The sequence below is a fragment of the Mycobacterium tuberculosis complex sp. N0072 genome (genome assembly GCF_030323725.1).
In the GTDB taxonomy this organism is placed as follows: domain Bacteria; phylum Actinomycetota; class Actinomycetes; order Mycobacteriales; family Mycobacteriaceae; genus Mycobacterium; species Mycobacterium tuberculosis.
In genome coordinates, this window is record NZ_CP040689.1 from 1062255 (window position 1) to 1082835 (window position 20581).

A 20581-nucleotide genomic window follows, 5' to 3' on the forward strand; every position below is an offset into this window, starting at 1 on the left:
GGAAAAGTGCACCCAAAATTGGGTGGTGGCGCCGAAGGACCTGCCGCGTGGCGATGAGCCTGGCCAGGCTATGCCGCGGTCCGCCGACTCGTCGCCGCGCGGCGGTAAGTTTGGACCGACATGAGTGTGCACGCGACCGACGCCAAGCCTCCCGGTCCATCCCCAGCGGACCAACTGCTCGACGGCCTCAACCCGCAACAGCGCCAGGCGGTCGTGCATGAGGGTTCGCCGCTGCTGATCGTCGCGGGCGCGGGTTCGGGTAAGACCGCGGTGTTGACCCGCCGCATTGCCTATCTGATGGCGGCCCGCGGCGTCGGGGTGGGCCAGATTCTGGCCATCACCTTCACCAACAAAGCCGCCGCCGAGATGCGCGAACGGGTGGTGGGCCTGGTTGGGGAGAAGGCCCGGTACATGTGGGTGTCGACGTTTCACTCCACCTGCGTGCGTATCCTGCGCAACCAGGCGGCGCTGATCGAGGGCCTCAACTCCAACTTTTCGATCTATGACGCCGACGATTCGCGGCGGTTGCTGCAGATGGTGGGCCGCGACCTGGGCCTAGACATCAAGCGGTACTCGCCGCGACTGCTGGCTAACGCCATCTCCAACCTGAAGAACGAGTTGATCGACCCGCATCAGGCGCTGGCCGGCTTAACGGAGGACTCCGATGACCTAGCGCGCGCCGTGGCGTCGGTTTATGACGAATACCAGCGGCGGCTGCGGGCGGCCAACGCGCTGGACTTCGACGACCTGATCGGCGAGACCGTCGCGGTGCTGCAGGCCTTCCCGCAGATCGCCCAGTACTACCGTCGGAGGTTCCGGCATGTCCTGGTTGACGAATACCAGGACACCAACCACGCCCAGTACGTATTGGTGCGCGAGCTGGTCGGCCGCGACAGCAATGACGGTATTCCCCCCGGCGAGTTGTGCGTCGTCGGGGATGCCGATCAGTCGATCTATGCGTTCCGCGGCGCCACCATCCGCAACATCGAAGACTTCGAACGTGACTACCCCGACACCAGAACCATTCTGCTGGAACAGAATTACCGCTCGACGCAGAACATCCTGTCGGCGGCCAACTCGGTGATTGCCCGTAACGCGGGGCGCCGGGAGAAGCGGTTGTGGACCGACGCCGGCGCCGGGGAGTTGATCGTTGGCTATGTCGCCGACAACGAGCACGACGAGGCCCGGTTCGTGGCCGAGGAGATCGATGCGCTCGCCGAGGGTAGCGAGATCACCTACAACGATGTCGCCGTCTTCTACCGCACCAACAACTCGTCGCGGTCACTGGAAGAGGTGCTGATCCGCGCCGGTATTCCGTACAAGGTCGTTGGGGGAGTGCGCTTTTACGAGCGCAAGGAGATTCGCGACATCGTTGCCTACCTGCGCGTGCTGGACAACCCGGGCGACGCGGTCAGCCTACGGCGCATCCTTAACACCCCGCGCCGCGGTATCGGGGATCGTGCCGAGGCGTGTGTGGCGGTGTACGCCGAGAACACCGGCGTCGGCTTCGGTGACGCGCTCGTCGCCGCGGCCCAAGGCAAAGTACCGATGCTGAATACCCGGGCGGAGAAGGCGATCGCGGGTTTCGTCGAGATGTTCGACGAGCTGCGGGGCCGCCTCGATGACGACCTGGGGGAGCTGGTCGAGGCGGTGCTGGAACGCACCGGATACCGCCGCGAGCTGGAAGCGTCCACCGATCCACAGGAATTGGCCCGCCTGGACAACCTCAACGAATTAGTCAGCGTCGCACACGAATTCAGTACCGACCGGGAGAATGCCGCCGCACTTGGCCCAGACGACGAAGACGTCCCCGACACCGGTGTGCTGGCGGATTTTCTGGAACGGGTGTCGCTGGTCGCCGACGCCGATGAGATCCCGGAGCATGGCGCGGGTGTGGTTACCTTGATGACCTTGCACACCGCCAAGGGTTTGGAGTTCCCGGTGGTGTTTGTGACCGGCTGGGAGGACGGGATGTTCCCGCACATGCGGGCGTTGGACAACCCGACCGAGTTGTCCGAGGAGCGGCGGCTGGCCTATGTCGGCATCACCCGCGCCCGGCAGCGGTTGTACGTGAGCCGGGCGATCGTGCGTTCGTCTTGGGGCCAGCCGATGCTCAACCCGGAGTCGCGGTTTCTGCGGGAAATCCCGCAGGAGCTCATCGACTGGCGGCGCACCGCCCCGAAGCCGTCGTTCAGTGCCCCGGTGAGTGGCGCCGGTCGGTTCGGTAGCGCGCGTCCATCACCGACCCGCTCGGGGGCGAGCAGGCGCCCGCTGCTGGTGCTTCAGGTCGGCGACCGCGTGACCCATGACAAATACGGCCTGGGCCGTGTCGAGGAGGTCTCCGGTGTCGGCGAATCGGCGATGTCGCTGATCGACTTCGGTAGCTCGGGGCGGGTGAAGCTGATGCACAACCACGCCCCTGTCACCAAGCTCTGAGATTTCGCGCCGAGCGTGAAGTCACGGCGGCTATTTCGCGGATTTCTCGCCCTGAGAACACGTTCGGCGTCGTTGCCGGGTCAACCGGTGTAATTGCCGACGCTAAGTCCCCGCTTGGCGAGCCACGGCACTGGGTCCACGCGCTCGGTGCCGCCCAGGAGCACCTCGAAGTGCAGGTGCGGGCCGGTGGAAAAGCCACGGCTGCCCATGGTGGCGATCTGGTCGCCTGCCATCACGCGCTCACCGACGCTGACCAACGTGGTATTGACGTGGCCGTATAGCGTGACCGTGCCGTCGGCGTGCAGCAGCTTGACCCACATTCCGTAGCCGGCGGTGGGGCCGGCGTCGATGACGACGCCGTCGGACACCGCATAAATCGGGGTTCCGATCGCGTTAGCCAGGTCGATACCGGCGTGCAGTACACCCCATCGATAACCGAAACTCGACGTGAAGATGCCCTTCGTCGGCATGACATACAGCGGGCGCTGTAGTCGCGCCTCGCGCTCGGCGCGCTCCTCGGCGAAGGCAACCCCCCTGGCGAACTCCGCGTTGTGCACCGCAGCACTCGCCGCCGGCTGGGCGGCGATGACCTGGACGCCCCGCGGTGGGTTGCTTCCCGACCCTTCGTTGAGCGCCGATGCATGAGCGGTCAGCACGGTCTCGGTGCGTGGGGTTTCCGACTGTTGGATCGCCGTATGCGCTGCTGCGGCCGCCGCGCCCGCGGCCATCGCCGAGATCAGCAGGCGCCCCCGGGCCGCACCGATCGGTTGCTTGCGGTGCTGCCCGACGCGCCGGGACACCGGGGTGACCCCCGGGGTCAGCACGACCGTGGGGGCTACCAGCCATTCGGGGGCCAGATCGTCGGCGTCGTCCAGGTCGTCGAGTTCTGGAGCCGCTAGCAACTGCGCTTCGTAGTCGAAGACGCAGTCGTCCCCTAGGTCCAGGTCATCGAGCTCTGCGAAATCCAGCTCATCGTAGAGTGCTAAGCCGTCGAGGAATCCGTCCAGCGGGATGATTTCGGTGACTTCGTTACGGTGATGATGCGGCCAACGATCGCGAGGTGTGCGAATCGCTGCCATGGCAGCAGAACGGGCGATACGGTGCTGGGACAAATCTGAAATGTCCTCGGATCGTGACCATAACGTTATCTGGACCCTGAGACGTTATCCGCAACCGGATGGTAGTGGCAACTTCAGCGCGGAATTCGGCTGTGATTGTGAGTTGGATCACGTTTCGGCTGGACAAACATATCGGTGAGCTGTGCCACACCGGGTGGATGCGGCCGCGGAGTTAATCGGCGGTCTCGATACAGTTCTCCGTGCGAGTCGCCGATTTCGGCACCGCCTACCTATTGGTCGAGCAGTAAGCCGAGCGAAGACGGTGAGCCCATGGATCTTTTCGAGTATCAAGCCAAGGAGTTATTCGCCAAGCACAACGTGCCCAGCACGCCGGGTCGGGTGACCGACACAGCCGAGGGTGCCAAGGCTATCGCCACGGAGATCGGGCGTCCGGTGATGGTCAAAGCGCAGGTCAAGATCGGCGGCCGGGGCAAGGCCGGTGGCGTCAAATACGCCGCGACCCCACAAGACGCGTACGAGCACGCCAAGAACATCCTCGGCCTGGACATCAAAGGACACATCGTCAAGAAACTGCTGGTCGCTGAGGCTAGCGATATCGCCGAGGAGTACTACCTATCCTTCCTGCTCGACCGGGCCAACCGCACCTACCTGGCGATGTGCTCGGTGGAGGGCGGCATGGAGATCGAAGAGGTAGCGGCCACCAAACCCGAGCGGCTCGCCAAAGTCCCGGTGAATGCCGTCAAGGGCGTTGACCTAGATTTCGCGCGGTCCATCGCCGAACAGGGTCATCTTCCGGCCGAGGTGCTCGACACCGCAGCGGTCACCATCGCCAAGCTGTGGGAGCTCTTCGTCGCCGAGGACGCGACGCTGGTTGAGGTCAACCCGTTGGTGCGGACGCCTGACCACAAGATCCTCGCGCTGGATGCCAAGATCACCCTCGACGGCAACGCCGATTTCCGTCAGCCTGGCCATGCCGAGTTCGAGGATCGAGCTGCCACCGATCCACTGGAGTTGAAGGCCAAGGAGCACGACCTCAACTACGTCAAGCTGGACGGTCAGGTGGGGATCATCGGCAATGGCGCGGGCTTGGTGATGTCGACTCTCGACGTCGTCGCGTATGCCGGTGAGAAGCACGGCGGAGTCAAGCCGGCCAACTTCCTGGATATCGGCGGCGGCGCTTCGGCCGAGGTGATGGCCGCGGGTCTGGACGTGGTGCTGGGCGACCAGCAGGTCAAGAGCGTGTTCGTCAACGTCTTCGGTGGCATCACCTCGTGCGATGCGGTGGCGACCGGGATCGTCAAGGCGCTGGGCATGCTGGGTGACGAAGCCAACAAGCCGCTGGTGGTTCGGCTCGACGGCAACAACGTCGAGGAAGGCCGTCGCATCCTGACCGAGGCCAACCACCCCCTGGTGACACTGGTGGCGACGATGGACGAAGCCGCCGACAAGGCCGCTGAGCTGGCGAGCGCCTGAGCGAAAGGACCCATGACTCACATGTCCATATTTCTGAGCAGGGACAACAAGGTCATTGTGCAGGGCATCACCGGCAGTGAGGCCACCGTCCATACCGCGCGAATGCTGCGGGCGGGCACGCAAATCGTCGGCGGTGTGAACGCACGCAAAGCGGGCACCACCGTCACGCATGAGGATAAGGGCGGCCGGCTGATCAAGCTGCCGGTGTTCGGCAGTGTCGCGGAGGCGATGGAAAAGACCGGCGCCGATGTGTCGATCATCTTCGTGCCGCCGACGTTCGCCAAGGACGCCATCATCGAGGCCATCGACGCCGAAATTCCGCTGTTGGTTGTGATCACCGAGGGAATTCCGGTGCAGGACACCGCCTATGCCTGGGCCTACAACCTCGAGGCTGGCCACAAGACCCGCATCATTGGCCCCAACTGTCCTGGCATTATCAGTCCCGGTCAGTCGCTGGCCGGTATCACGCCGGCCAACATCACCGGACCCGGTCCAATTGGTCTGGTGTCCAAGTCGGGGACGTTGACCTACCAGATGATGTTCGAACTGCGCGACCTTGGATTCTCCACGGCGATCGGCATCGGTGGTGATCCGGTGATTGGCACTACCCACATCGACGCCATCGAGGCCTTCGAGAAGGATCCGGACACCAAGCTCATCGTGATGATCGGCGAGATCGGTGGTGACGCCGAGGAGCGGGCCGCAGACTTCATCAAGACCAACGTGTCCAAGCCGGTCGTCGGCTATGTCGCCGGATTTACCGCACCCGAAGGCAAGACGATGGGCCACGCCGGTGCCATCGTCTCCGGCTCGTCTGGCACAGCGGCGGCCAAGCAAGAGGCCCTGGAGGCCGCCGGTGTGAAGGTCGGCAAGACCCCATCGGCGACCGCGGCGCTGGCCCGGGAGATCTTGCTCAGTCTCTAGGGCGAGCAGACGCATAAGCCCCCGCACGCTCGGCGTGTCGGGGGCTTATGCGTCTGCTCGCCCTATACGCAACAGGCCAACTTGGCGGCCAGCCGCTCCACGTACGCGGCTGCGTCGTCTGCAGACCTGTCCGGCATACCGAACAGCACCTCCGTAACGCCAAGCTCGGCCCAGCGCGCCAGCTTGTCGGGCACCGGTTTGACGTCCAGGGCCACGATCTGTGGAAGCCCGTCGCGGCCGGCGGCCGCCCAGATGTCTTGCAGTAACTTCACCGGCTCGTCGATGTCGACGTCGCGTGGAGTGGTGATCCAGCCGTCGGCGCTGCGCGCGATCCACTTGAAGTTCTTCTCCGTCCCCGCAGCGCCTACCAGCACCGGGATGTGCGGCTGCACCGGCTTGGGCCAGGCCCAGCTAGGTCCGAACTTGACGAACTCGCCGTCATAGCAGGCCTCCTCTTGGGTCCACAACGCCCGCATCGCCTCGAGGTATTCGCGCAGCATGGTGCGGCGGCGTCCGGGTGGCACACCATGATCGACGAGCTCGTCGGTGTTCCAGCCGAACCCGACCCCGACGCTGACCCGGCCGTGCGACAAATGATCCAGCGTCGCAATGCTTTTCGCCAGCGTGATCGGATCATGCTCGACCGGCAGCGCCACCGCGGTGGCAAGCCGGATCCGCGACGTCACCGCCGATGCTGCTCCCAGGCTCACCCACGGGTCCAACGTGCGCATATAGCGGTCGTCCGGCAGCGAAGCGTCACCCGTCGTCGGATGGGCCGCCTGGCGCTTGACCGGGATGTGGGTGTGTTCGGGCACGTAAAACGTGCGAAACCCGTGGCTTTCAGCAAGTCTGGCGGCCGCGGCCGGGGTGATGCCGCGGTCGCTGGTGAACAGCACAAGTCCGTAGTGCATGCACCGAATTAGAACGTGTTCCACCTGCGCCGGGCAAGCGGCCGTCCAGTCGTTAATGTCGCGAGCGCCGGTCGCTCCGGCAGCGGCACCCGAACGTGCGCTAGCGTGGTTGATCGAATCGCGTCGCCGGGAGCACAGCGTCGCACTGCACCAGTGGAGGAGCCATGACCTACTCGCCGGGTAACCCCGGATACCCGCAAGCGCAGCCCGCAGGCTCCTACGGAGGCGTCACACCCTCGTTCGCCCACGCCGATGAGGGTGCGAGCAAGCTACCGATGTACCTGAACATCGCGGTGGCAGTGCTCGGCCTGGCTGCGTACTTCGCCAGCTTCGGCCCAATGTTCACCCTCAGTACCGAACTCGGCGGAGGTGATGGCGCAGTGTCCGGTGACACTGGGCTGCCGGTCGGGGTGGCTCTGCTGGCTGCGCTGCTTGCCGGGGTGGCTCTGGTGCCTAAGGCCAAGAGCCATGTGACGGTAGTTGCGGTGCTCGGGGTACTCGGCGTATTTCTGATGGTCTCGGCGACGTTTAACAAGCCCAGCGCCTATTCGACCGGTTGGGCATTGTGGGTTGTGTTGGCTTTCATCGTGTTCCAGGCGGTTGCGGCAGTCCTGGCGCTCTTGGTGGAGACCGGCGCTATCACCGCGCCGGCGCCGCGGCCCAAGTTCGACCCGTATGGACAGTACGGGCGGTACGGGCAGTACGGGCAGTACGGGGTGCAGCCGGGTGGGTACTACGGTCAGCAGGGTGCTCAGCAGGCCGCGGGACTGCAGTCGCCCGGCCCGCAGCAGTCTCCGCAGCCTCCCGGATATGGGTCGCAGTACGGCGGCTATTCGTCCAGTCCGAGCCAATCGGGCAGTGGATACACTGCTCAGCCCCCGGCCCAGCCGCCGGCGCAGTCCGGGTCGCAACAATCGCACCAGGGCCCATCCACGCCACCTACCGGCTTTCCGAGCTTCAGCCCGCCGCCACCGGTCAGTGCCGGGACGGGGTCGCAGGCTGGTTCGGCTCCAGTCAACTATTCAAACCCCAGCGGGGGCGAGCAGTCGTCGTCCCCCGGGGGGGCGCCGGTCTAGCCGGGCGTTCCCGCGTCCGGTCGCGCGTGTGCGCGAAGAGTGAACAGGGTGTCAGCAAGCGCGGACGATCGGGCGGCCGGCGCTCGTCCAGCTCGCGACCTCGTCAGGGTTGCGTTCGGCCCAGGTGTGGTGGCGTTGGGCATCATCGCCGCGGTGACGCTGCTCCAATTGCTGATCGCCAATAGCGACATGACCGGTGCGTGGGGCGCCATCGCCAGCATGTGGCTGGGCGTGCACCTGGTGCCGATCTCGATCGGTGGCCGCGCACTGGGCGTCATGCCGCTGTTGCCGGTCCTGTTGATGGTGTGGGCCACCGCGCGCAGCACGGCGCGGGCCACATCCCCACAGTCGTCAGGGCTCGTTGTTCGCTGGGTCGTCGCGTCGGCCCTGGGCGGACCGCTGCTGATGGCGGCGATTGCCCTGGCGGTCATTCACGACGCGTCATCAGTGGTCACCGAGCTGCAGACGCCCAGCGCCCTGCGCGCGTTCACTAGTGTGCTGGTTGTGCATTCCGTTGGGGCCGCGACCGGGGTGTGGTCCCGGGTAGGTCGACGGGCGCTAGCCGCCACGGCACTGCCCGATTGGCTGCATGATTCGATGCGTGCCGCCGCCGCTGGGGTGCTGGCGTTGCTCGGGCTTTCCGGCGTGGTGACGGCGGGGTCGCTGGTTGTGCATTGGGCGACGATGCAAGAGCTCTACGGGATCACCGATTCGATATTCGGCCAGTTCAGCCTCACTGTACTTTCGGTGCTTTACGCACCCAACGTCATCGTCGGCACCTCGGCCATCGCGGTTGGGTCCAGTGCTCACATTGGCTTCGCGACGTTCAGTTCGTTTGCAGTTTTGGGCGGCGATATCCCGGCACTGCCGATCCTGGCCGCGGCCCCGACGCCGCCGCTCGGCCCGGCATGGGTTGCCTTACTCATTGTGGGTGCTTCGTCGGGTGTGGCGGTCGGTCAGCAGTGCGCCCGCCGCGCCCTGCCGTTTGTTGCGGCTATGGCCAAGCTGCTGGTCGCTGCCGTTGCCGGGGCATTGGTAATGGCGGTTCTGGGTTACGGCGGTGGCGGCCGGCTGGGCAATTTCGGCGATGTCGGCGTGGACGAGGGCGCCTTGGTGTTGGGCGTGCTCTTCTGGTTTACGTTCGTAGGATGGGTCACGGTGGTGATTGCCGGCGGGATCAGCCGCCGCCCCAAGCGGCTCCGGCCGGCCCCGCCGGTCGAGCTGGACGCCGATGAATCTTCGCCACCGGTAGACATGTTCGACGGGGCAGCGAGCGAGCAGCCGCCCGCTTCGGTCGCGGAAGACGTCCCGCCTAGCCACGACGACATCGCCAACGGCCTCAAGGCCCCTACTGCCGACGACGAGGCGCTGCCCTTGTCCGACGAACCGCCGCCGCGGGCCGACTAATCTGCGGTTGGTGAGGCCGCAACTGTCTGAGGCCTTTACTCACGGTACTGAGTCTGCACTGGGATGCAGGCTGGTGGTGCTCACACGCTTTGAGGAGCCAGACTAGGCTCGCCGTGTGCAGGAACCGCTTCGTGTACCCCCGAGTGCACCTGCGCGGCTGGTAGTACTCGCGTCTGGCACCGGTTCGTTGCTGAGATCTCTACTCGATGCCGCTGTCGGCGACTACCCGGCACGGGTAGTCGCCGTTGGTGTGGATCGCGAATGCCGGGCCGCCGAAATCGCCGCGGAAGCATCGGTGCCGGTGTTCACCGTTCGGCTCGCCGACCACCCCAGTTGCGATGCCTGGGACGTCGCCATCACCGCCGCCACCGCAGCCCATGAGCCCGACCTCGTCGTTTCTGCGGGCTTTATGAGAATCCTTGGACCGCAGTTCCTTTCACGATTCTACGGGCGCACCCTCAACACCCACCCGGCGCTGCTGCCGGCCTTCCCCGGCACGCACGGTGTCGCTGACGCGCTGGCCTACGGGGTGAAGGTCACCGGCGCTACGGTGCACCTGGTAGACGCTGGCACGGACACCGGGCCAATACTGGCGCAGCAACCTGTGCCGGTGCTCGACGGTGACGACGAAGAGACTTTGCATGAACGAATCAAGGTCACCGAACGACGGCTGTTGGTAGCGGCGGTGGCCGCACTGGCCACCCACGGCGTGACGGTGGTCGGACGAACAGCGACGATGGGACGAAAGGTAACCATAGGATGAGCACCGACGACGGAAGACGGCCGATCCGCCGTGCGCTGATCAGCGTGTACGACAAGACCGGGCTGGTAGACCTGGCACAGGGCCTGAGCGCGGCCGGCGTCGAGATCATCTCGACTGGGTCAACGGCCAAGACCATTGCCGACACCGGGATTCCGGTGACCCCCGTGGAGCAGCTGACCGGCTTTCCCGAGGTGCTCGATGGCCGGGTCAAGACACTGCACCCGCGAGTGCATGCCGGGCTGCTGGCTGACCTGCGCAAGTCCGAGCACGCCGCGGCCCTCGAGCAACTCGGGATCGAGGCTTTCGAACTCGTTGTAGTCAACTTGTATCCGTTCAGCCAGACCGTCGAATCCGGCGCCAGTGTCGACGACTGCGTCGAGCAGATTGATATCGGCGGGCCGGCGATGGTGCGGGCCGCCGCCAAAAACCATCCCAGCGCGGCGGTGGTCACCGATCCGCTTGGGTACCATGGCGTGCTTGCCGCACTGCGCGCCGGCGGATTCACCCTCGCCGAGCGCAAAAGGCTGGCGTCGTTAGCGTTTCAGCATATAGCCGAGTACGACATCGCCGTCGCGAGCTGGATGCAACAGACCCTAGCGCCCGAACATCCTGTTGCCGCCTTTCCGCAGTGGTTCGGCCGAAGCTGGCGCCGCGTGGCGATGCTGCGCTACGGCGAGAACCCGCACCAACAGGCCGCTCTCTACGGCGACCCCACCGCCTGGCCGGGGCTGGCCCAGGCCGAGCAACTGCACGGAAAAGACATGTCCTACAACAACTTCACCGATGCGGACGCAGCCTGGCGGGCCGCCTTCGACCACGAACAAACGTGCGTGGCGATCATCAAGCACGCCAACCCGTGCGGCATCGCAATCTCGTCCGTTTCGGTCGCCGACGCGCATCGCAAGGCTCACGAATGCGATCCGCTGAGCGCCTACGGCGGGGTCATCGCCGCCAATACCGAGGTCAGTGTCGAAATGGCCGAGTATGTGAGCACCATCTTCACCGAAGTCATCGTCGCGCCTGGCTACGCCCCCGGGGCCCTCGATGTGCTGGCCCGCAAGAAGAACATCCGGGTGCTGGTAGCCGCCGAGCCACTGGCCGGTGGCAGCGAGTTGCGTCCGATCAGCGGTGGACTGCTGATACAGCAGAGCGACCAGCTTGACGCGCACGGTGACAACCCGGCGAACTGGACCTTGGCGACCGGGTCACCTGCGGACCCCGCGACGCTGACCGACCTGGTCTTCGCGTGGCGAGCCTGCCGTGCGGTCAAGTCGAACGCGATAGTGATAGCTGCCGACGGCGCCACCGTCGGCGTCGGGATGGGTCAGGTCAACCGTGTCGACGCCGCCCGGTTGGCCGTCGAACGCGGCGGCGAGCGGGTTCGCGGCGCGGTGGCAGCCTCGGATGCGTTCTTCCCCTTTCCCGACGGCCTGGAAACGTTGGCCGCCGCGGGGGTCACCGCGGTCGTCCACCCCGGTGGCTCGGTGCGCGACGAGGAAGTGACCGAAGCGGCGGCCAAGGCCGGTGTCACCCTATATCTCACCGGGGCGCGGCACTTCGCGCACTGAGGCCGCTGGCCGCGACAGTGAAATCCACGACGTGACACGCCGGAAACGCGTCGTGACATTCACTCTCGTGGCCAGAAGAAAGACGGCGTCGTAGCGTGGAACGGTGATGTCACCCAGTAACCTGCCCCGCACCGTGGGCGAGCTGCGTGCCGCCGGTCATCGGGAACGGGGGGTCAAGCAGGAAATCCGGGAAAATCTGCTGACCGCGCTGGCCGACGGCGACAACGTCTGGCCGGGCATCCTGGGTTTCGACGACACCGTGATTCCCCAGGTGGAGCGGGCCTTGATCGCCGGTCACGACTTTGTCCTGCTCGGCGAACGCGGCCAGGGCAAGACCCGGCTGCTGCGCGCACTCGCGGGTCTGCTGGACGAGTGGACGCCGGTGATCGCCGGCGCCGAACTGGGCGAGCACCCCTACACGCCGATCACGCCGGAGTCGATCCGGCGGGCCGCGCAGCTCGGCGACGACCTACCGGTGGCGTGGAAGCACCGCAGCGAGCGCTACACCGAGAAGCTGGCCACCCCCGACACCAGCGTCGCCGACCTGGTCGGCGACGTCGACCCGATCAAGGTTGCCGAGGGCCGCAGCCTCGGGGATCCCGAAACCATCGCCTACGGGCTCATCCCGCGGGCGCACCGCGGCATCGTCGCGGTCAACGAGCTGCCCGACCTCGCCGAACGCATCCAGGTGTCGATGCTCAACGTCATGGAGGAGCGCGACATCCAGGTCCGCGGCTACACGCTGCGGCTGCCGCTGGATGTGTTGGTGGTCGCCAGCGCCAACCCCGAGGACTACACCAACCGTGGCCGCATCATCACGCCCATCAAGGACCGGTTCGGCGCCGAGATCCGCACCCACTACCCACTGGAGCTGGAGGCGGAGATGGGCGTCATCGTCCAGGAGGCGCACCTGAGTGCACAGGTGCCCGACTACCTGATGCAGGTGCTCGCGCGGTTTGCCCGTTACCTGCGAGAATCCCGCTCGATCGATCAGCGCTCCGGGGTGTCGGCGCGGTTTGCCATCGCAGCGGCCGAAACCGTGGCGGCTGCCGCCCGGCACCGCGGGGCGGTGCTGGGGGAGACAGACCCGGTGGCCCGGGTGGTCGATTTGGGCACGGTGATCGACGTGCTGCGCGGCAAGCTGGAATTCGAGTCCGGCGAGGAGGGCCGCGAACAGGCGGTGCTCGAGCATCTGTTGCGTCGCGCCACCGCCGATACCGCGTCCCGGGTGCTGGGCGGTATCGACGTTGGCTCGTTGGTGACCGCGGTCGAGGGCGGTTCGGCGGTGACGACGGGCGAGCGGGTCTCGGCCAAGGATGTGCTGGCGGCGGTGCCGGGCCTGCCGGTGGTGGACAGGATCGCGCGCAAGCTGGGCGCCGAATCCGAGGGGGAGCGTGCCGCGGCACTGGAACTGGCGTTGGAGGCGCTATACCTGGCCAAGCGCGTTGACAAGGTCTGCGGGGAGGGCCAGACCGTCTATGGCTAAGTCTGATGGTGACGACCCGCTGCGCCCGGCTTCGCCGCGCTTGCGATCGTCACGACGGCACTCGCTACGCTACTCGGCGTACACCGGCGGGCCCGACCCGCTGGCCCCGCCGGTGGATCTGCGGGATGCGCTGGAACAGATTGGCCAAGACGTCATGGCGGGCGCCTCGCCGCGCCGGGCGCTGTCCGAGCTGCTGCGGCGGGGCACCAGGAACCTGACCGGCGCCGACCGGCTGGCGGCCGAGGTGAACCGCCGCCGACGGGAGTTGTTGCGCCGCAACAACTTAGATGGCACCTTGCAGGAGATCAAGAAGCTGCTCGACGAGGCCGTGCTGGCCGAACGCAAGGAGCTGGCCCGCGCGCTAGACGACGACGCCCGCTTCGCCGAGCTGCAGCTGGACGCGCTTCCGGCCTCGCCGGCCAAGGCAGTACAGGAGCTGGCCGAATACCGCTGGCGCAGCGGGCAGGCCCGCGAAAAGTATGAGCAGATCAAGGATTTGCTCGGCCGTGAGCTGCTCGACCAACGCTTTGCCGGCATGAAGCAGGCGCTTGCCGGTGCCACCGACGACGATCGCCGGCGGGTCACCGAGATGCTCGACGACCTCAACGACCTGTTGGATAAGCACGCCCGCGGTGAAGATACGCAGCGGGACTTCGACGAGTTCATGACCAAGCACGGCGAGTTCTTCCCGGAGAACCCGCGCAACGTCGAGGAGCTGCTGGACTCGCTGGCCAAGCGAGCCGCCGCCGCGCAGCGGTTCCGCAACAGCCTGAGCCAGGAACAGCGGGACGAGCTGGACGCGTTGGCGCAGCAGGCATTTGGCTCTCCGGCGTTGATGCGGGCGCTGGACCGTTTGGATGCGCATCTGCAGGCCGCCCGTCCCGGCGAAGACTGGACCGGCTCGCAGCAGTTCTCCGGTGATAATCCGTTCGGCATGGGGGAAGGCACCCAGGCGCTGGCCGACATTGCCGAGCTGGAGCAGCTGGCCGAGCAGCTGTCGCAGAGCTATCCGGGCGCCAGCATGGACGATGTCGACCTGGACGCGCTGGCCCGTCAGCTCGGCGACCAGGCCGCCGTCGGCGCCCGGACGCTGGCTGAATTGGAACGCGCGCTGGTCAATCAGGGCTTCCTGGACCGCGGTTCCGACGGCCAGTGGCGGCTCTCGCCGAAGGCCATGCGCCGCCTCGGCGAAACGGCGTTACGCGATGTGGCGCAACAACTTTCCGGGCGCCACGGCGAGCGTGATCACCGGCGTGCCGGCGCCGCGGGCGAGCTGACCGGTGCGACGCGGCCCTGGCAGTTCGGCGACACCGAGCCGTGGCACGTCGCCCGCACGCTGACCAATGCCGTGCTGCGCCAAGCCGCGGCCGTGCATGACCGCATCCGGATCACCGTCGAGGATGTCGAGGTCGCCGAGACCGAAACGCGCACCCAGGCCGCTGTTGCGTTGTTGGTGGACACCTCGTTTTCGATGGTGATGGAGAATCGCTGGTTGCCGATGAAGCGCACGGCGCTGGCGCTGCACCACCTGGTGTGCACCCGGTTCCGCTCGGATGCCTTGCAGATCATCGCGTTTGGGCGCTACGCCCGCACGGTGACGGCGGCCGAGCTGACGGGGTTGGCGGGTGTCTACGAGCAGGGCACCAACCTGCACCATGCGCTCGCGCTGGCCGGCCGGCACCTGCGCCGGCACGCAGGCGCCCAGCCCGTGGTGCTGGTGGTGACCGACGGCGAGCCGACCGCCCACCTGGAGGACTTCGACGGCGACGGTACGTCGGTGTTCTTTGATTACCCGCCCCATCCGCGCACCATCGCCCACACCGTGCGCGGGTTTGACGACATGGCGCGGCTGGGTGCGCAGGTGACGATCTTCCGGTTGGGCAGTGACCCCGGTCTGGCTCGGTTCATTGACCAGGTTGCGCGACGGGTGCAGGGCCGCGTGGTGGTGCCCGATCTCGACGGGCTGGGCGCGGCGGTGGTGGGCGACTACCTGCGCTTCCGGCGGCGCTAGTTTGTTGCAATCATGGTGCTAGCATCGTGCTAGCAATATGCTAACATAGTGCGATGAAGACGCTGTATCTGCGCAATGTGCCGGACGACGTGGTCGAGCGACTCGAGCGCCTCGCCGAACTCGCCAAGACGTCGGTGTCCGCGGTTGCTGTGCGTGAGCTCACCGAGGCTTCTCGCCGCGCCGACAATCCGGCGCTTCTTGGGGACTTGCCCGATATCGGCATCGACACGACCGAACTGATCGGTGGTATCGACGCCGAGCGCGCCGGTCGATGATCGTCGTTGACGCCTCGGCCGCGCTGGCCGCGCTGCTCAACGATGGACAAGCTCGACAATTGATCGCTGCCGAGCGCCTGCATGTCCCGCATCTGGTCGATTCGGAAATCGCGAGCGGGCTCCGCAGGCTAGCGCAGCGGGATCGGCTGGGCGCGGCCGACGGACGGTGGGCCCTCCAAACGTGGCGCCGCCTCGCGGTGACGCGTTATCCGGTGGTGGGCCTTTTCGAGCGTATCTGGGAAATCCGCGCGAACCTGTCGGCATACGACGCCAGCTATGTGGCCTTGGCGGAAGCCCTGAACTGTGCGCTCGTCACAGCGGATCTGCGGCTCAGCGACACCGGCCAAGCCCAGTGTCCGATTACCGTTGTGCCCAGGTAGCCGTGGCACGGATGTTCGAGGATCCGTATATCACAACGCGATAGGTCCTGTTGACACAAGGGAAGCGCGGGGCGCCGTCGGCGGTTCGTCTCGTCGAAATGCGACAACAACGCCGTGCGCGGCACATCCCAGTTTGTGAGACACTGTGCGCGTGCCCTCGCAGTGGATGATCTCATCCCGGGTAACGGTAGCCTGGAACATCGTCGGCTACCTCGTGTATGCGGCCCTGGCTTTTGTCGGCGGGTTTGCGGTTTGGTTCTCCTTATTCTTCGCGATGGCCACCGATGGTTGTCACGACTCAGCTTGCGACGCAAGCTATCACGTGTTCCCGGCCATGGTCACCATGTGGATCGGAGTTGGCGCGGTCTTGCTGCTCACCTTGGTGGTCATGGTTCGCAACTCGTCGCGAGGCAACGTCGTGATCGGATGGCCTTTTGTTGGGTTGTTGGCGCTTGGCCTTGTCTACGTGGCTGCCGATGCGGTCTTGCACTGATCGACGTGGGGTTCTGCGTCAGTAGGCGTCGCGGGTTCGGCCGCCGGGGGATCCGTACAGGTACGGGTAGTGCACGTCGGGGTCGTTGGCCGGTCGCATGTTCAGCGGTGGCGGCGCGGTGCGCCAGGCGGCCGGGAGATGGCAACCGGTGTTGTAGGAGTAGCCGAGTGGGCCGCGGTTGTCGCCATTGACGAGGTTTATCGTGACGCCGTCATCGCGGATTTGAGAGTAATTCGGGGCGCCCAGCGGCTGTGGCGGGTCGCCGGGTACGGAGTTGTTGGGCCGAAAACCCGCCGCCTTGAACACCGGGGCTAGCTCGGTGACAATTTGCAGCCATTGCTGCGGAGTGGGCGCTGGACGGCCAAAGAATAACTCGCTTGCCTCTTGTCGACCGATGGTGCGGGTGAACGGGTCGTTGCAGCCGTTGGTGAGATGGCTCACTGTGACGCCTGTTGAGAACCGGGTCTGCGGTGAATATTTCGCGATCATCGCCCTGATGGTGGCGTCGAGGTTGGCGAGCTGCTGCTGGACTGTCTCAAGATCGGGTCGTCCGTTGACGATTTTCTGCCGGCGGTCCAGCTCGCCCCGCCCGGGATTGGCGTAAGGGTCGAACGTATTGGGTTTGATACACCCGGCCAGCAGTGCGGCGATGCCGAGGAGCGCCGCGGTCAGGCTGCGGGATGTTCGCTTCATGGGTGATAGTTCGGGTTGGGTATTGGCAATCCGAACGGGCCGGGCCCACTGGGCGTCGGTGGCGGCAGCACAGGGGGTTTGATGAGGTCGTCGGGCAATCCCGCCAGCACGGCGGCCAAGTTGTAACCACTCATCCGAAGCTGATCATTGTCTCCGTTACGCGCGTACTCAGAGTGTCCTTATGCTCGCTCGTGAAGTTGGCCGTCGCCCAAGAGCGGGCCGGGCGCCAAACCGGTGTTGACCGACAGTTGTGTCATGCCGGGTACGTCCTGGGGTGCGGAGCCGAATGCGCCGAATTCGGGGATGGTATTGGCGACATGGTCGTTGACGCCGATCATGTAGAAGGCATGCCCTGGCTCAACGCCCAGCTGCGACGCGTGCGTGAGCTCGGTGCCCGGTGAACCGTACAAAACGACGTCGCTGACCGGTGCCCCCTGCTGCAGCGCCAGACTGGTTACCAGGGATCCGTAGGAATGCCCGAACGCGGTGATGTGCTGATCGCTGACATTCGTGGTAGCGGCCAAGCCTTTGTCGAAGCGGTTCAACGGCCCCGCGGCATCGCGAGCCGACCAGTCGTGCATCACGTCTTTGAGGCCGTCCGGCGCGTCATAGCCCAGCCACGCAATGGATGCCACCGCATCGTAATTTGGCCATCCGGCTCGTTCCCTCAGTTCGGCTGCCTTTGCGCGCTGAATTCCAGCTTCCTTGACCATGTCCCCAACGCTCGAACTCACCCGCGTGTTCAGGCCGCCCATCGTGACGCCGACGCGTTCGGCGTTGTCGACGTCGCCAACTCCCACAGCCGCCAACACCTTTCGCGGGTCACTGGCGGTGTCCAACAGAATGAGGCTGGTGCCGGGATGGGCTGCCAGAGTATCCCGCAACGCTCGCAGATCCGCCAGCTTGTCGGTGTCGGTGTGCCAGACTCCATCTCTGCTCAACCAGCCGTTCTGCAGCCGGGTGAGTTCTCGTTGCAGCACTGAAAGATTCAGTTCGTTGCGAACGGCGATGGGAATGCCGTCGCGATTACGCAGGGTATTGGGGAACCATTGCTTGACCCGATCCTGCTGGCCCGGGGTCAGCGAATGCCACCACCGCTTGACCTCCTCAGGGTCGCTGTCCGGCGGCGGCATCTGCGGCATTGTGGGTGGCGCATGGCTGAGTTGGGCATTGACCTGCTCGCGCGACAAGTCCCCGGCGGCGCATCGAATCGCCGCGGCCAGATCCTCATCGGCGGTCTCGGCGTCGGCCAGCAGACGTTTGATGCCCTCCGGATTGCGGTGTTGAGGATGGCCTGCTGATCGGCCGGGGAATACGACGACAAGTCGGGTGGTGGCAACGCCGTACCGGTCGCGTAAGCGATCGTCAGGTGATGCTCACGCGCGGCATCGCGGATCACTTGTAGCCGCATCTTGATCGCGGCGACCTCCTCGGCCGCCTTTTCCGCGGCCCGCGCGACCGCTTCACACGCGCCGGCATGGTGATCGAGCAGCACCGTTGTGTGATGGGTTGCTACCTGTGCCGCCTCGGCGGCCGCACCGCCAAAGCCGAGCAGCCCCATGGTGTCACGCAGCGCCGCCGATGCGGTGCGTGTGCCGTGCGCGCGGTCGATCGCGGCCTGAACACCGTCCTGATCGCTGTGGGATCCCAGCGCTCAATGTCAGCTAACGTCAACGCCGTCGCATCGGGCGCTTCCACCGCCTGTTGGATAAACCGCGGCCAGTGCCGCGGCGTTGTGTTCCTCCATCTCGGCGAACCCGACCGCGGCCAGATGCATGCCGTAAGAATGGTCCCCGATGCGGGCCGCGTGGGCGGTGCTGGCCTCCGCCCAGCTATCCAGCAATCCCGACAGCGCGCCCGCCGACGAACCGACCCATCCCGGCCGCGCCCCTTCGGCCGCACCCAGGCAGCAGTGGTGTGACGTCAGCAAAGACTCGCCGTGGTCAGCCTGCTGATAACCGACCTGGGACAGGACTTCAGGAATCGCCCGCAACGTTCTGCCATACCAACTCGCTTCCACACGAACCAAACTTTCGGCGGAGTATGGCACACGAGCACATTGCGGGCGATTCACCCGCATCGAGCTGACCGGGCGGCGCACCTTGCTATTTGCGGCTATTTGCGTGGCTTGCGGGGTTTGCGCTTGATGCCCACATCACCCCACAGCGAGAAGCCGCGGATCCTCACCGTCGGCGCGCCACGGGTGCCCTCCCCGACCACCTTGCGGTCGAAGCCGCCCATCACTCGGTGACCGTGGATCTCCACGTTGACTTCGGGTGGCAGCAGAATTGTCTGCGCCCCCATGATCGAGTACGCACGGATGTCCACCTCGGTCGAGGTGAAGTCGGCGTAGCGCAGATCCAGCACCCCGCTGCCCCACAAGGTGAACGTGGTCAGCTTCTTCGGCACGTTCCAGCGGCCGCGTCGTTCGAATCCGCCCAGTAGCGCCAGCAGCAGCGTGGACGGCGCCGGATTGCATTCGCCACCCCTGCGCGGGCCTATCGCCGCCCCGGCAGATCGGCCCGCAGCCGATCCAGCTCCTGGTAGGTGGTTGCCGCATAGGCCCGCGCCAGCCGGTCTTCATAATCGGTCAGCTGCAGGCGGCCCTGCTCGGCCGCGTAGGCCAGCAACTGCGTAATCTGTATCCGGTCGGTGTCCGACGCACGCGCGGACTCGTCGCGCGAGTTCCTCGCGTCACGCTGCGCCGAGTTGCTCATCGTCCACGAGCCTACGACGTCAAGAATTTGCTTCAAGAGGTGTTGGCGAAACTGCAAATGTTGCCAGGTTCGACTCCTTGGGTAGCCCACCCCCAGTGGGGTGGGATACCATGAACGGGTGAGGGATTAGGGGCAAGCCATGAGCAAGGAATTGACCGCAAAGAAGCGCGCGGCGCTGAACCGGCTGAAGACGGTTCGGGGCCATCTTGACGGAATCGTTCGGATGCTGGAGTCCGACGCCTACTGCGTGGACGTGATGAAGCAGATTTCAGCGGTTCAGTCCTCGCTGGAGCGGGCCAACCGGGTGATGCTGCACAACCACTTGGAGACGTGCTTTTCCACGGCGGTGCTGGATGGTCATGGGCAAGCGGCCATCGAAGAGCTCATTGATGCCGTCAAATTCACGCCGGCGCTGACCGGTCCACACGCGCGGCTCGGCGGTGCCGCGGTCGGCGAGTCGGCCACCGAGGAGCCGATGCCGGATGCCAGCAACATGTGACGAGCGCCGGACTCCGGTGTTTCTCGGGACAACGACATACGAAAGGAGCATCCGCGATGGTGTGGCATGGATTCCTAGCGAAGGCGGTACCCACCGTGGTCACCGGCGCGGTGGGGGTCGCGGCGTATGAGGCGCTGCGCAAGATGGTGGTGAAGGCTCCGCTGCGGGCGGCAACCGTGTCCGTTGCCGCCTGGGGCATACGCTTAGCACGTGAAGCCGAGCGCAAGGCCGGGGAGAGCGCCGAGCAAGCTCGACTGATGTTCGCCGACGTGCTAGCCGAAGCCAGCGAGCGCGCCGGGGAAGAAGTTCCACCACTGGCGGTGGCGGGTTCGGACGACGGTCATGACCACTGACGTTCTTTCTGACACCGACGTCTCGCTGAAGGTGGTC

At 65.7% G+C, this 20581-nt stretch carries 21 protein-coding genes and 1 pseudogene; 14 read left to right on the plus strand and 8 right to left on the minus strand.

Features of this window, described 5'->3' with window-relative positions; all coding sequences use genetic code 11:
* Nucleotides 1-120 precede the first annotated feature (120 nt).
* Nucleotides 121-2436: a DNA helicase PcrA gene (gene pcrA / locus FF952_RS05030; protein ID WP_003404859.1), complete on the plus strand. Its 2316-nt coding sequence runs from the start codon at nucleotides 121-123 to the stop codon at nucleotides 2434-2436.
* 80 nt (nucleotides 2437-2516) lie between these two features.
* On the opposite strand, the gene FF952_RS05035 is transcribed toward pcrA, so the two are convergent.
* Nucleotides 2517-3515 carry a M23 family metallopeptidase gene (locus tag FF952_RS05035; protein ID WP_003904512.1) on the minus strand — a complete coding sequence of 333 codons (999 nt, stop codon included), beginning with the start codon at nucleotides 3513-3515 and terminating at the stop codon, nucleotides 2517-2519.
* Nucleotides 3516-3824: 309 nt separating this feature from the next.
* On the opposite strand from FF952_RS05035, the gene sucC reads away from it, so the two are divergent.
* Both sucC and sucD read left to right on the plus strand, forming a co-directional pair.
* Complete coding sequence (gene sucC / locus FF952_RS05040; RefSeq protein WP_003898659.1) at nucleotides 3825-4988, plus strand: ADP-forming succinate--CoA ligase subunit beta; 1164 nt, start codon at nucleotides 3825-3827, stop codon at nucleotides 4986-4988.
* Between the two features lie 21 nt (nucleotides 4989-5009).
* Nucleotides 5010-5912, plus strand: coding sequence for a succinate--CoA ligase subunit alpha (sucD, locus tag FF952_RS05045; protein WP_003404870.1), 903 nt, complete (start codon nucleotides 5010-5012; stop codon nucleotides 5910-5912).
* Nucleotides 5913-5974: 62 nt separating this feature from the next.
* Here sucD and FF952_RS05050 read toward each other — a convergent pair whose 3' ends face one another.
* Nucleotides 5975-6823 carry an LLM class F420-dependent oxidoreductase gene (locus tag FF952_RS05050; protein ID WP_003404873.1) on the minus strand — a complete coding sequence of 283 codons (849 nt, stop codon included), beginning with the start codon at nucleotides 6821-6823 and terminating at the stop codon, nucleotides 5975-5977.
* 164 nt (nucleotides 6824-6987) lie between these two features.
* On the opposite strand from FF952_RS05050, the gene FF952_RS05055 reads away from it, so the two are divergent.
* The 9 genes from FF952_RS05055 to FF952_RS05095 all read left to right on the plus strand — a co-directional run bounded on the left by FF952_RS05055 (nucleotide 6988) and on the right by FF952_RS05095 (nucleotide 16282).
* Nucleotides 6988-7899 carry a DUF5336 domain-containing protein gene (locus FF952_RS05055; protein WP_003404875.1) on the plus strand — a complete coding sequence of 304 codons (912 nt, stop codon included), beginning with the start codon at nucleotides 6988-6990 and terminating at the stop codon, nucleotides 7897-7899.
* Between the two features lie 39 nt (nucleotides 7900-7938).
* Complete coding sequence (locus FF952_RS05060; RefSeq protein ID WP_003901049.1) at nucleotides 7939-9306, plus strand: cell division protein PerM; 1368 nt, start codon at nucleotides 7939-7941, stop codon at nucleotides 9304-9306.
* 115 nt (nucleotides 9307-9421) lie between these two features.
* A complete protein-coding gene (gene purN, locus FF952_RS05065) occupies nucleotides 9422-10069 on the plus strand; it encodes a phosphoribosylglycinamide formyltransferase (protein WP_003904513.1) in 648 nt (215 codons plus the stop codon).
* Complete coding sequence (gene purH, locus FF952_RS05070; RefSeq protein ID WP_003404890.1) at nucleotides 10066-11637, plus strand: bifunctional phosphoribosylaminoimidazolecarboxamide formyltransferase/IMP cyclohydrolase; 1572 nt, start codon at nucleotides 10066-10068, stop codon at nucleotides 11635-11637. The genes purN and purH overlap by 4 nt, the downstream gene beginning before the upstream one ends.
* 106 nt (nucleotides 11638-11743) lie before the next feature.
* Complete coding sequence (locus tag FF952_RS05075; RefSeq protein ID WP_003404892.1) at nucleotides 11744-13123, plus strand: sigma 54-interacting transcriptional regulator; 1380 nt, start codon at nucleotides 11744-11746, stop codon at nucleotides 13121-13123.
* Complete coding sequence (locus FF952_RS05080; protein WP_003904514.1) at nucleotides 13116-15134, plus strand: vWA domain-containing protein; 2019 nt, start codon at nucleotides 13116-13118, stop codon at nucleotides 15132-15134. The genes FF952_RS05075 and FF952_RS05080 overlap by 8 nt, the downstream gene beginning before the upstream one ends.
* A gap of 53 nt (nucleotides 15135-15187) precedes the next feature.
* A complete protein-coding gene (locus FF952_RS05085) occupies nucleotides 15188-15409 on the plus strand; it encodes an antitoxin VapB9 (protein ID WP_003404898.1) in 222 nt (73 codons plus the stop codon).
* Complete coding sequence (locus FF952_RS05090) at nucleotides 15406-15789, plus strand: type II toxin-antitoxin system VapC family toxin (protein WP_003904515.1); 384 nt, start codon at nucleotides 15406-15408, stop codon at nucleotides 15787-15789. Before FF952_RS05085 ends, FF952_RS05090 begins: the two co-directional genes overlap by 4 nt.
* Before the next feature lie 145 nt (nucleotides 15790-15934).
* Complete coding sequence (locus FF952_RS05095) at nucleotides 15935-16282, plus strand: hypothetical protein (RefSeq protein ID WP_003404907.1); 348 nt, start codon at nucleotides 15935-15937, stop codon at nucleotides 16280-16282.
* 18 nt (nucleotides 16283-16300) lie between these two features.
* Here FF952_RS05095 and FF952_RS05100 read toward each other — a convergent pair whose 3' ends face one another.
* The 6 genes and pseudogenes from FF952_RS05100 to FF952_RS05125 all read right to left on the minus strand — a co-directional run bounded on the left by FF952_RS05100 (nucleotide 16301) and on the right by FF952_RS05125 (nucleotide 19692).
* Entirely contained in the window at nucleotides 16301-16975 is a 675-nt protein-coding gene (locus FF952_RS05100; RefSeq protein ID WP_003898662.1) for an LppA family lipoprotein, read from the minus strand.
* On the minus strand, nucleotides 16972-17109 hold the full coding sequence (locus FF952_RS05105) for a hypothetical protein (RefSeq protein WP_015631236.1): 138 nt from the start codon (nucleotides 17107-17109) through the stop codon (nucleotides 16972-16974). The genes FF952_RS05100 and FF952_RS05105 overlap by 4 nt, the downstream gene beginning before the upstream one ends.
* 45 nt (nucleotides 17110-17154) lie before the next feature.
* Nucleotides 17155-18108, minus strand: coding sequence for an alpha/beta hydrolase family protein (locus tag FF952_RS05110; RefSeq protein ID WP_003914276.1), 954 nt, complete (start codon nucleotides 18106-18108; stop codon nucleotides 17155-17157).
* Nucleotides 18054-18536 carry an Rv0964c family protein gene (locus FF952_RS20910; RefSeq protein WP_003900242.1) on the minus strand — a complete coding sequence of 161 codons (483 nt, stop codon included), beginning with the start codon at nucleotides 18534-18536 and terminating at the stop codon, nucleotides 18054-18056. The genes FF952_RS05110 and FF952_RS20910 overlap by 55 nt, the downstream gene beginning before the upstream one ends.
* 99 nt (nucleotides 18537-18635) lie before the next feature.
* Entirely contained in the window at nucleotides 18636-19055 is a 420-nt protein-coding gene (locus FF952_RS05120) for a hypothetical protein (protein WP_003404920.1), read from the minus strand.
* A gap of 35 nt (nucleotides 19056-19090) precedes the next feature.
* Nucleotides 19091-19692, minus strand: a pseudogene (locus FF952_RS05125) (DUF1707 SHOCT-like domain-containing protein).
* A gap of 139 nt (nucleotides 19693-19831) precedes the next feature.
* On the opposite strand from FF952_RS05125, the gene csoR reads away from it, so the two are divergent.
* Together csoR and FF952_RS05135 are read left to right on the plus strand one after the other, a co-directional pair.
* Nucleotides 19832-20191 (plus strand): copper-sensing transcriptional repressor CsoR, encoded by a 360-nt coding sequence (gene csoR, locus FF952_RS05130; protein ID WP_003404935.1) that lies wholly within the window; start codon nucleotides 19832-19834, stop codon nucleotides 20189-20191.
* Nucleotides 20192-20247: 56 nt separating this feature from the next.
* Nucleotides 20248-20544, plus strand: a complete 297-nt coding sequence (locus FF952_RS05135; protein WP_003404939.1) for a DUF1490 family protein — start codon at nucleotides 20248-20250, stop codon at nucleotides 20542-20544.
* Nucleotides 20545-20581: the final 37 nt, after the last annotated feature.